We start from the raw sequence: 10,981 nt of genomic DNA on the forward strand, positions 1-10,981 counted from the left end.
ACTAAGTCACGAAAATTATTAAAGTTATGAACAAGGTCATTTTAAACAGTATTATTTGCATCTGTGAGTGATAATTTTTGATAAGCATATATTTTATTAAACTTTGTGTCTTGGTGACTTAGTGGCTCTGAATTATTCAGGCTATGGAGTTTTCGCAAAACACTGTCACCATTAGAGTTACTAGTAACTATTGACAAAATTCAGCTGAAGGTTGTGGCGTTTTGTAATGACCCCATGCTTTAGCTTGGGGGATTAACAGATCACTAGAAATTCAGGGCTTTAGCCCAACTGTGTAGCTGGTTGTCTTGGGCTAAAGCCCTAGGTAATAGTAGGTTATCATACCCCCAAGCTAAAGCATGGGGTAAGCGTTGTCCTTATTCTCACACAGCCTCTATACCCTTATATCCCTGACATCCTCGTCTCCAGGTACGCATTTAGGGGAAGAACCATAAAAGAAAAAACCCCTGCACCTCAACAGGATGTTGAGCCACAAGGGTTCCAAGATTGGTGACCGCGGCAGGGATCGAACCTGCGACCAATTGATTAAAAGTCAACTGCTCTACCAACTGAGCTACGCGGCCATAACAAAAATTACGAATTACAAATTGAGTAACTCGATTATTTCGTATTATTTAAAAAAGCAAATCTAGTGCAGAACAAGCGTTCTACCAACTGCGTGTCCCGGCGAACTTGACAGGTTAAAAAAGCGAGGCAATATAGTTTTGTCCATACCGCAGGCAAAACAAATTCCCCATAATATTTGGGTGAAATTAAAAAACACTATTTGGGATTGGTTGCCCTGAAAATTTATCTATCTTCAAAGATATGAGAAAACAAAGCAATAGCCCCTGGCGAACCCTCTCTACAGCAGTATATGGTGCCCCTAATGAAGGGAAAATCTATGGCAACATTGAAGTTGATGTTACCGCTGCCTGGGAGATGATCAAGAACCATCGCAACGAAGGGCGCCGAATCACCATGACCCACCTGGTGACAGGTGCAATTGGACGAACCCTGGGCTGGGATATCCCGGAAATGAATGCCTTTGTACAACGGGGGCATGTCGTCCAACGTGATGAAGTGATCGTGACGGTGGCTGTCAACATGCACGGCGGTCGCGAGATGTCCAGCGTCAAGTTGTATGATGCCCACAAAAAAAATGTTTTTGAGATCGGTGACAGAATTCGCAGCAAGGCCGCAGAAGCGCGTGGCGGTTCTGATAATGATACGATGGAAAACAAGTCATTTCTGATCAAAGTTCCCTGGCCCTTCAGGCGGATGTTGTTTTTACTCTTCCGCTTTATCACAAGTACCCTGGGACTGGAGATCAAATCACTGGGATTAGGTCATAATGCCTTTGGCTCAATTCTACTCTCGAACATTGGTTCACATGGGTTGACTACTGGCATGGCTGCTCTCTTTCCAGGCTCCAAGCTGCCTGGCGTGATAACCATGGGCAAGGAAGAGGAAAAAGCGGTTGTTGTGGATGGTGAGATCGTGATCCGCAAGATCCTGCCGTTGACAGGTACTTTTGATCATCGTATCATTGATGGATATCACGCTGGCATGATGGCTCATCACATCAAGCGGTATTTAGAAAATCCTGAACTCCTGGCTGTTGCTCCGGTTGAGTTGACCGAAGGTGTTTTGAACCAATAATTCACTCAAATAATTGATGGAAACAGATGGGGCTAAGTCTTCCTTAGTCGATACTCCAACATGATCGTCGCTGCCAGGATGTTTAAATTCTCAAATATTTTCTGAGCTCCCAGATTGACTTCTTCTGAGGTCACATTAAAACAACCACAATTGAAATCCAAACCTCGTGCCATGGCTGATGCGATAGCCAGCGTGAAAGTCAGGGTCATGCCGCCGATCAGGATGTTGGCCGCTCTGGGGTAACGGTTGAAAACCAGTGCCAGCCCGGCGATAAATTCAACCCAGGGTAGGATAATAGCAGTGATATGCAGCAGGGAGACTGGTAGGATACGATAGTTGGAGACCGCTTTTGCAAATAGACCCGGGTTCCAGATCTTATCCAGACTGGCGTAAATGAACAACAGTCCCAACCCCATGCGGAGCAGCAGAATTGTCGCAGCCCAATATTTTGTTCCAGCAAAACGAGTCATTACTGCGCTCATGTTAAGGATTTTCCGTTATTGGATATCCAGCAGTCTGCCATTCCTGCCAGCCCTCGAAAAAGAAGTAGACCCTGGCAAACCCCATGGTCTTAAGGTCAGCAGCCAGATCAATGGAAGCATTGCAGTCCACGCCATCGCAGTAGGTGATCAGTACCTGTTGCTTCGGGAGGTTGTCAAGCATGGACAGTGAATCCATAAAAGCGTGGGCGGGGAGGTTGATGGCTCCAGAAATGTGTCCCTGTTGGTAATCATCCTGGTCGCGGGCATCCAGAAACAGACCACTCCCTTCCAGATAGGCAAGGTAAGCGTCATATATACCAATGCTGGTGGCTTCATGCTCATTGCCATTGGGGTTAATGGTAACTGTTGGGACGGTCGTTTCCCCTGAATCTGAGTTGATCAGGGTCAGCTGAGTTTTTAGGCCGATTCCATTTGGCAGTACGACCTGTGCTGTTAGCCCGAGAAGGATTGATACCAGCACTAAGGTCAGGATCTCTTTTACGAGTTTTTGGATATTTTGCATAAGGCGCGATAATAAATAACACTGGAAACTAATCCAATAAGGAATTAGAGAATTTGTATTCGGTTTAAGCTGACATTTGGGTGGACACCCTCTATATTCCCCCGCTATTATTTAAGGAGGAACTATGGCTGCAAAACGAATTGTTATTGGTGATACTGAGGTCGAGATCCCGGATATCGGAATCAAGGCCTTTATTTATCCTGTTTTACTATTGATCGTGGTTTGGATTGTTTTTGCCGGACCATTTTACATCGTCGCCCCCGAAGAGAATGGGGTTGTGCGAACTTTCGGAAAGTTATCTCAAGTAACCGAATCTGGACTCAGATTTAAATTTCCCTGGCCTATCCAAACCGTGGATTTGGTGAATGTGGAAGAAGTACGACGTCTTGAACTGGGCTTTCGGACCGTGCGAACAGGTGGCGCATCAAGTGCAGCACAATACAAAAAAGTGCCTTCGGAAGCTTTGATGCTTACCGGGGATGAGAACATTGTTAGTGTGGATCTGGTGGTTCAGTACAAGGTGAAGGATGCCGGGCATTTTCTATTTCGAATCGCTCGTCCCCAACGAGCAGTTGCCCATGCTGCTGAAGCTGCCATCAGACAGGTAGTTGGTTCACAACCCATTGATCAGACCTTGACCACTGGTAAAGCCATGATTGAGGCCTCGACCAAGGAATTGCTGCAAAAAGTTCTGGATAGTTATGAGTCGGGGATCTTTATCGCTCAGGTAAAGCTTCAGGATGTGACTCCTCCGCAGCAGGTAGATGCTGCTTTTAAAGATGTTCAATCTGCTAAAGAGGAAAAAGAAAAAAAGGTCAATATTGCATTGGGCTACCGCAATGAGATCATTCCAAAGGCTCGTGGAGAGGCTGCTCAGGCCCTGCAGGAGGCTGAGGCCTATAAGCAGAAGCGTGTCAAAGAAGCTGAAGGTGATGCATCTCGGTTTACCCAGATGCTCAATCAATATCGATTGGCCAAGGATGTGACCCGAACCCGTATGTATCTGGAAACCATGGAAGAGATCTTCCCCAAAATGGACAAATACATTGTGGATGGTAAAGATGCCGGAGGATTAGTAAATGTCCTCAGCCTGGAGAAAGTGAAAGGGGGTTCCAAATGAAAAATATAGGAACTATTATTGTCGCTTTCGTGGTGTTGTTGTTTGTCTATGGCGGTATCATGATCGTTGATGAAACTGAGCAGATAGTGATTGTTCAGATGGGAAAACCGGTTCGAAACATAACAGAGCCTGGTCTGAATTTCAAGATTCCCTTTATTCAGTCGGCAACGGTTTTTGAGAAGCGGCTACTGGAATATGATAGTGCTCCCAATACGATTCTCACCGAGGATAAAAAGAATTTGATCCTGGACAATTACGCCCAGTGGAGAATCTCAGATCCTCTGAAATTTATGCAGACCATGCGGACTCAGGCTTTAGCTCAATCCCGTCTGGATGATATTATCTATTCCAGTTTAAGGGTGCAGTTGGGAACGCATCTCATGCATGAGATTGTTTCGACAATGCGTGACTCACTCATGCATAAAGTGACTCAGAATGCCAATGAAACAGCTGCTGACTTTGGGGTAGAGATCATTGATGTGCGGATCAAACGGGCTGATCTTCCCCGTGAAAATGAACAAGCTGTCTTTGAGCGAATGGCAGCAGAACGTCAACGGATGGCCAAGCAGTTTCGGTCTGAAGGTGAAGAAGAAGCGGTTAAGATTCGGGCAGAGACTGATAAAGATCGTGAAATTATTCTAGCGGATGCCTATAAGAAAGCTCAAGAAGTTCGTGGAGCAGGCGAAGCACGGGCGATCAATATCTACGCCAAGGCTTACCAGCGTGATCCCAGCTTCTACGAGTTCGTAAGAACCATGGATGCCTACAAAAAGGTCTTCGATGAGAGAACCAAGCTGGTATTGACTCCAGAATCTGATTTTCTCAGGTATTTGAAAGAGATGAAATAATCCTTTAGGAGTAAGTTAAATCCAATCTTGTATTGAAAAGGTAGCTGTCTGATGATGGCTACCTTTTTTTTAGGTAACTTTCATCTGACTCAACCAGTTTCCGGAACTGCGGAGTAGTGACCCGTCTCCGTCCACAGGCTTCACCGCGGCAGGCTAAACTGGTTTCAATGCATCTCGGAGTAAAGGAGCCGTTTGAAAAATTATGAGGCTCTGAAACCTGTTTGGCTCGTTCCGCTCCCTGAAAACAGGTTTTGTAAAACAAAAACTACCTGCCAAGTAAAAGAGAGATTGCCACGTCGTTGACACTCCTCGCAAAGACGAAACCAAAAATTCATCTACAAGCCATCGATCTAAACCACAATACACCCCATACCCAAAAATCTTAGCGGGCTCTACAAGAGGATATTAAACCAGCCCATGTTATCCGTAAGTATATTTTACATATTATAGCCACAAAGTCACTAACCTGCATTATTCATGAATTATTGCCACGAAGACACTAAGTCACGAAAAGTATTAAAGTTATGAACAAGGTCATTTTAAACAGTATTATTTACATCTGTGAGTGATAATTTTTGATAAGCATATATTTTATTAAACTTTGTGTCTTGGTGACTTAGTGGCTATGAATTATTCAGGCTAAGGCACTATGTTCTATAAAATCCCTGAATGGCTCTTTGAGCCTTTGCTTGTCCGGCGTAGCTCTTCGAGCGAAGATGGATGTCTTCGTGGCAAAAGGACTTACACTGCTGCGAGGTGATGACTCCTGATGCATACGGTTATCTCAGGCCAGCTTAATAGAAGAGATTTATTCTTTGGTTAAATTTCAAGATAGGGTTTAGACCATTCGTCTAAACCGCATAAAAACCTTAATTGCAGCGTGAAAAAGACTACATTCTCGCCACGATGCTTCCGCGACTACCTCAAAGATTATCTTATAGGATTCTGGTGACGTTTTGTCTACTTGGATCTATCGCTTATGGTCAGGTTGACAGCACCAGTAGCTATCCACCATTCGATAGCCAGTTATTGCGGTTAAAGGTCCCTGAAGCCTTCCAGAGGAGCAGCCTAAAACTTGAGATCTTTGCCGATTCTTCCTGGCAGTTATACCGAGGGAGCGTTTCACTTGGGTTTTCAGAAGCGCTGAACCTGTTGGGACAGTCAGAAAAGATCGCTCAATCTGAAGCTCACTTAAAAAAGGAAGCCGAGTTGTTCAAAGATTATCGCTCGCGACGTGTGTTTTCAATGATCGCAGGGACTGGCGGTGCCACATATTTGGCAGTTGTCTGGTCCAAAGGCTGGTTATATCAGATCCCCGGTTATGTGGCTATCATCGTTGCTGGTCAACGTCTGTGGGAGAGCCGCAAGATCGAGATGCTGGCGCTTCGGGAACAGTACTATATTCAAACACTTGTAAGCCCGTCACAGATACAACTGCTGGTTGATGACTATAACTTTGAGCTGTATCAGTATCTATCAAATGCAGGAATTCAATTCAGTGATAGTTAAGCATTTTGGGCGGGGTCTGCTGCTCATCAGTATCAGCTTGTCTGTTTCTGCTTTTGAAATTTACCACGAAGCTCCTGAAAATTTCCTGCAAGGGGTTCCAGGCCAACTGGAAGTCCTCACTCCGCACTACCTTGATAATGTCGATTTTGTAAGGTTGTACCTCAAAGCGCAAGACCAAAGTGCCTATCAGGAGTTGAATTTCTATAACCAGGAGGGAGCCTGGTATTGCGATATTCCAGCGAGCTTTATGAATGCAGATACCCTTTGCTATTACATCGGTGCTTCTTTTGGTCCAGCCGGTCTGGCAGCTCTTCCTGCAAAAGATCCAGAGCTTTATCCTTTTAAAATTCCTTTAATAAAGTTCAAATCTAAAGGACAGAAATTTGAGCCCAAATTAATGCAGGATGTTATAGTGGACTATACGGTCACACCCTGGAAAGCCAAACCAGCATTTCGTTCTAATAAATATCCTGTGTTGTATATCCCCAAGGCAAATCGGGTCTTTGTGGAAAGTGGGTATATCAAGATCATCGGAAACGAGCATGCTACGGCTGAGGCTTTGCTCAGATCCATGCTGTACCTATGTCTACAGGAAAACGCAGATGCCATTACTCAGCTAAAATACTCCTTACTGTCAACAAAACCGGAGCTGAGTAAGGTCAAGGGACACATTGAGTTGGAAGGAGTATATCTGCGACGCCCTCCAAGGAAAGTTATAAAGTAATAAGTGAAAAATAGAAAGTAGAAAATAGAAAGTAGAAAATAGAAAATAGAAAGTAGAAAGCTTGCCAGGGGGTAGCCGATAGGCGGAGGCTGGTAGAAAATAGAAAATAGAAAATTGAAAATTGACGGAACCGCTAGAAGTATTTGAGAAATCATGAAATATAGCCTAAACTCAATAAATACAGCCAGATGATGAATGTATAGCACTATTCTATATTATCAACACTTTGCGTCATTTCGATGAACTCAATACAACGCTCTGCGCGCTTTGCCTGCCCGCACGAAGTTATACGCAGGCGGGCGAGAGGTAGTTTTTGCGAGATCGTCAAAATTGACGGAACTGCAAAAAGTAATTGAACAATCACGAAATACGAAATAATTCCATTAAATACAATCACATACAGCATATTGGGATATGTTCATATTTATCAACACTTCGCGTCATTTCGATGAACTCAATACAACGCTCTGCGCGCTTTGCCTGCCCGCACGAAGTTATACACAGGCGGGCGAGGGGTCGTTTTTGCGAGGCCGTCAATTTTGACCTTGAAATTGGAATATGTATTAATTGCCTGTGGCGGTGGTTTTGCCTAGTTTATGGCGTCTTGGAATGGGTCATTAACGACTGAGATGATCATCAAATAATTTTTTTTTACAGGAGTGCTACATGCTGAATAAAAATAAAAAAATTGAAGAAGCTGTTGAAACTGAGGAAACCGAGGAAGCTGTTGATTTTGATGATTCAGAAAGTCGCATGAAGTTTTTAAAATCCCAGTTAAATGACTTACTTGATGGCATCAACAATGTCTATGGTCAGGATCTCATGGAAGAACTGCTGAAACGTCTGGAAAAAACTGTGGAAGATTACAATACAGAAGTCAGTGGTCTGATCAGCAAGCTCAAAGACGGGAAGATTTTTGATGAAGATGAGCCTGTGGTTGACGTTCAATCAAAAGTAGAATCTGAAAACGGTGATGCTGAAGCTTCTGGTAAGACTTTTGATGAGCAGGAAGCTGAAGATTCGGATATCATTGCCCGCATGCGCGCGCGCGCTTCCAGCGATTAAAAAAAATACCAAATTTTTACATGAACCATAAGAACCCCGCAGCTCCCACCATCTCTGAAATGGGAGAGCGGATCATGACAAATCTTGACCGAGTACAAGGTTTTCTCCATACGCTGAATTCCGAGATCGATGATCCCGGAAAAATGGGTCCCGGAACCAGCCGTGAAGAGTGGAAGCAACTGACTGAAGCATTACAGGCAAAGCTGCTTGAGCTGGATGGTTTACTCAGGTCAAAAGACTGGAAATCTGCTGATGAATAACGCGATGAGCATGTTGGAAATAGCCCGTCTCATCAAAGAATATGATGTCGAACTGCGAAAAGAGTTGATGACCTCCCGGTCTGGTCTATTTCGAAAAACAAGTGGTGAGTTGTACATCAGATCAAATGTGCCATTGGGTCAGGGCTACTCCGAGGAAGTATTAGGTATCTTTGCTGACCCTGCCGATCTGGACTTTTTTTACAAAATTTATCTAAAGGATGATGCCTGATTCATTTTCTCCAGTGAATTGGATTGCTATTTGCTTAGGAGAATATATCCGTTAGGCGGATGGCACATTGAAATGAGAACCTATTTTTTTAATTGTTATTAGGAGGCAAATATGGCCGATAAAATGGCAGTAGTTCCCCAGGCAGTGAATGAACCGATCCTGAATTATGCTCCCGGTTCCCCTGAGCGGGCAGAATTGACCCGGATGCTGGATAAGATGAAGGCAGAGGTTATTGAGATTCCCATCATCATCAATGGCAAAGAAATATTTACGGGCAACACATCTACCAATGTTATGCCCCATGATCATCAACATGTCCTGGCAAAATATCACATGGCTGGTTCTGAAGAGATCGCGCAGGCCATTGAAACTTCACAGGAAGCCTGGAAGACCTGGTCTGTTATGCCCTGGGAGTCTCGTGTAGCTATTTTTAAGAGAATGGCAATTTTACTCGCTGGTCCTTACCGCCACGTGCTAAATGCAGCTACCATGTTGGGGCAGAGTAAGAACGCTTTTCAGGCTGAAATTGATTCGGCTTGTGAATTGATTGACTTTTTCAATTTTAACGCAGCTTACTTGCAGGATATCTATGCTCAGCAACCGCTCTATTCTCCCGAAGGGATGTGGAATCAGGTGGAACACCGTCCTCTGGAAGGTTTTGTATTTGCTGTGACGCCCTTCAATTTCACTTCCATTGCAGGTAATTTACCGACTGCTCCGGTCCTCATGGGAAATGTAGCCCTTTGGAAACCAGCCTCATCCTCGGTCTATTCGGGATATTACCTGATGAAGATGTTTATGGAAGCAGGTTTACCTGATGGAGTGATCAATTTTATTCCTGGTAAGGGGTCTATTGTTGGACCGACTGTCATGCAAAGTGAACATCTGGCGGGCATTCATTTTACGGGCTCTACTCCGGTGTTTCAAAGTATGTGGAAGACTGTGGGTGACAATATTGCCAAATACAGAACCTATCCGCGTATTGTGGGAGAGACTGGTGGCAAAGACTTTATTGTGGCTCATGAATCCACTCAGATGGAAGTATTGAGAACCGCGATCATCAGAGGCTCTTTTGAGTATCAGGGACAGAAATGTTCAGCTGCCTCCCGGATATACATACCGCGCTCTTTGTGGGCTGATCTCAAAGAAAGTTATATTGCTGAGGTTGCCAGGATCAAAATGGGGGATGTTGAAGATTTTGGTAACTTTATGAATGCAGTGATTGATAAGGGGGCTTTTGAAGACATTACAGCCTATATCGATTATGCTAAGAACCATGCTGATGCCGAGATCATCACAGGTGGGAATTACGATGATTCTGTGGGCTACTTCATAGAGCCGACTACAATTGTAACGACAAATCCGCATTTCAAGACTATGGAAGAAGAGATCTTTGGTCCAGTCGTGTCCATTTATGTCTATGATGAAAGCTGGGAAGATATCCTGGAACTGGTGGATGGCACCAGTCCATACGCTTTGACTGGAGCCGTGTTATCCAATGACAGAGTTGCCACTGAATTGGCCATCAAAAAACTTCGTCATAGTGCAGGAAATTTCTACATCAATGATAAACCCACAGGTGCCGTGGTTGGACAACAGCCCTTTGGCGGAAGTCGGGCATCGGGAACCAACGATAAGGCTGGTTCTATCTCGAATCTGACTCGCTGGGTCTCTCAACGGACCATCAAGGAAAATTTCCTGCCACCGACTGAGTTTCCTTATCCCTTTATGGATAAAGAGTAGACCTAAGGACAAACCTTGCGAAGGTTTTAAACCTTCGCAAGGTTTAAACATTTATTACAGTGGGTATATCACATTTCGTCATCCCGAGCGGAGTCGAGGAACGTTATTATTTATCCTGAATCAAATTGGAATGATGCACCTCGACTCCGTTCAGTGTGATAATCATTAATTCTATCATGGAAAGATGATCACATGCACAATATCGAAAAACTAACCATCTCTGACCGTAAAATTCTCCAACGTCCGGCTGACGACCCCTCCAATTCAAAGGGTACGTTGATTATTCTCCACGGCTATGGTGCGGATGAATATGATCTTATGGGACTGACACCTTATTTTGATGCCAATCTCCAGATATTGAGCATTCGTGGTCCCGGAACGGTCATGTACGGAGGCGCTTCCTGGTTTGATATTGACATGAATCCTGATGGGAGTCTCAAATTCAATATTGAGCAGGCTTTGCAAAGTGCATCTGATATGACCACATTGATTCAAGAGTTGCAGAAGCAGGGGTTGATCAAAGAAGATAGGATTATCCTGGCCGGATTTAGTCAGGGAGCCACGATCTCACAATTGGTAACCCTGAAGCAACCCACGCTCATCAAAGCTCTCTTGATCATGAGTGGACGATTAACTGAGCACGCTACAGACAGTTTGGAAAATGAAGCAGCCTTGAAAGATCTGCCGGTTTTTGCAGGACACGGAACCCATGATAATGTGATTCCCATCGAATATGGTCGGCAGATCGTCTCACTCTGGGAAAAACTGCCAGTGCGGTTTGAGCACTACGAATATCCCATGGGGCATGAGATCTGTCAG

At 44.4% G+C, this 10,981-nt stretch carries 12 protein-coding genes and 1 tRNA gene; 10 read left to right on the top strand and 3 right to left on the bottom strand.

Features of this window, described 5'->3' with window-relative positions:
• Positions 1-505: 505 nt before the first annotated feature.
• Positions 506-581 (bottom strand) — tRNA-Lys (locus U9Q77_09485).
• A 244-nt stretch (positions 582-825) separates the two neighbouring features.
• On the opposite strand from U9Q77_09485, the gene U9Q77_09490 reads away from it, so the two are divergent.
• Entirely contained in the window at positions 826-1,659 is an 834-nt protein-coding gene (locus U9Q77_09490) for a 2-oxo acid dehydrogenase subunit E2 (protein MEA3287590.1), read from the top strand.
• A 32-nt stretch (positions 1,660-1,691) separates the two neighbouring features.
• On the opposite strand, the gene U9Q77_09495 is transcribed toward U9Q77_09490, so the two are convergent.
• Both U9Q77_09495 and U9Q77_09500 read right to left on the bottom strand, forming a co-directional pair.
• Complete coding sequence (locus tag U9Q77_09495) at positions 1,692-2,141, bottom strand: MauE/DoxX family redox-associated membrane protein (GenBank protein MEA3287591.1); 450 nt, start codon at positions 2,139-2,141, stop codon at positions 1,692-1,694.
• 1 nt (position 2,142) lies between these two features.
• Positions 2,143-2,664, bottom strand: coding sequence for a rhodanese-like domain-containing protein (locus U9Q77_09500; GenBank protein MEA3287592.1), 522 nt, complete (start codon positions 2,662-2,664; stop codon positions 2,143-2,145).
• Between the two features lie 124 nt (positions 2,665-2,788).
• On the opposite strand from U9Q77_09500, the gene hflK reads away from it, so the two are divergent.
• The 9 genes from hflK to U9Q77_09545 all read left to right on the top strand — a co-directional run.
• Positions 2,789-3,784 (top strand): FtsH protease activity modulator HflK, encoded by a 996-nt coding sequence (gene hflK / locus U9Q77_09505; GenBank protein ID MEA3287593.1) that lies wholly within the window; start codon positions 2,789-2,791, stop codon positions 3,782-3,784.
• Positions 3,781-4,632: a protease modulator HflC gene (gene hflC / locus U9Q77_09510; protein ID MEA3287594.1), complete on the top strand. Its 852-nt coding sequence runs from the start codon at positions 3,781-3,783 to the stop codon at positions 4,630-4,632. The genes hflK and hflC overlap by 4 nt, the downstream gene beginning before the upstream one ends.
• A gap of 948 nt (positions 4,633-5,580) precedes the next feature.
• Positions 5,581-6,141 carry a hypothetical protein gene (locus tag U9Q77_09515; protein ID MEA3287595.1) on the top strand — a complete coding sequence of 187 codons (561 nt, stop codon included), beginning with the start codon at positions 5,581-5,583 and terminating at the stop codon, positions 6,139-6,141.
• Entirely contained in the window at positions 6,131-6,865 is a 735-nt protein-coding gene (locus U9Q77_09520) for a hypothetical protein (GenBank protein MEA3287596.1), read from the top strand. Before U9Q77_09515 ends, U9Q77_09520 begins: the two co-directional genes overlap by 11 nt.
• 666 nt (positions 6,866-7,531) lie before the next feature.
• Positions 7,532-7,930: a hypothetical protein gene (locus U9Q77_09525; protein MEA3287597.1), complete on the top strand. Its 399-nt coding sequence runs from the start codon at positions 7,532-7,534 to the stop codon at positions 7,928-7,930.
• A gap of 74 nt (positions 7,931-8,004) precedes the next feature.
• Complete coding sequence (locus U9Q77_09530) at positions 8,005-8,190, top strand: hypothetical protein (GenBank protein MEA3287598.1); 186 nt, start codon at positions 8,005-8,007, stop codon at positions 8,188-8,190.
• Positions 8,183-8,419 carry a hypothetical protein gene (locus U9Q77_09535; GenBank protein ID MEA3287599.1) on the top strand — a complete coding sequence of 79 codons (237 nt, stop codon included), beginning with the start codon at positions 8,183-8,185 and terminating at the stop codon, positions 8,417-8,419. Before U9Q77_09530 ends, U9Q77_09535 begins: the two co-directional genes overlap by 8 nt.
• A 111-nt stretch (positions 8,420-8,530) precedes the next feature.
• Positions 8,531-10,162 (top strand): L-glutamate gamma-semialdehyde dehydrogenase, encoded by a 1,632-nt coding sequence (gene pruA / locus U9Q77_09540; protein ID MEA3287600.1) that lies wholly within the window; start codon positions 8,531-8,533, stop codon positions 10,160-10,162.
• Between the two features lie 192 nt (positions 10,163-10,354).
• Positions 10,355-10,981 (top strand): hypothetical protein (locus tag U9Q77_09545; GenBank protein ID MEA3287601.1); only part of this gene is annotated, 627 nt, incomplete at its 3' end.

This window comes from Candidatus Neomarinimicrobiota bacterium (assembly GCA_034716895.1).
Taxonomy (GTDB): Bacteria; Fidelibacterota; UBA8477; order UBA8477; family JABMPR01; genus JABMPR01.